The organism is Bradyrhizobium sp. CFUWI (assembly GCF_056429085.1).
Genome location: NZ_JBWJZE010000178.1, coordinates 1 through 458 on the forward strand (window position 1 = coordinate 1; position 458 = coordinate 458).

The 458-nt window shown below is 52.0% G+C and carries 1 protein-coding gene; it reads right to left on the reverse strand.

Going from position 1 to position 458, the window contains the following annotated elements:
• A partial coding sequence (locus AC066S_RS39295; protein ID WP_478271978.1) for a hypothetical protein occupies nucleotides 1-438 on the reverse strand: 438 nt, incomplete at its 3' end.
• Between the last annotated feature and the right edge of the window lie 20 nt (nucleotides 439-458).

Genomic DNA, 458 nt, shown 5'->3' on the forward strand with positions numbered 1-458 from the left:
GTTCAGCAGTTGCGTCGGCTGGGTAGACATCAACCCGCCGATAAAAACAGCCGGGAACGCCAGTTTGCCACCGATAGAGTTCGCCACAAAAGCAGCAAACATCGGAATGGCAAAACCAAACAACACGCCGCCGAAGGACTGCGACAGCCAGGCAAATTTCAGTAAGGAGAGGTCGAAACCGGAGAATTTCCCGCTATTAAGAGCATCCATGATGCCGATCTCAGCAGGAATTTTAAGCCAGCTATAAGCAATCAGCTGGCTGAAAGCGAGGATCACACCGCCCATAATTAAGGTCGGCACCATGCGTGAAATCCCTGACATCACATGCTGCGGGAGTTCACCCCAGAAACTGCTTTTAGAGGCCTGCGGATTCTTAACTGCCGCTGCCGCACCGGATGCGCCAGGCACAACGGTTGCACTGCGTTTTTTAATGGCCATAACAATTATCCCTGTCGAAT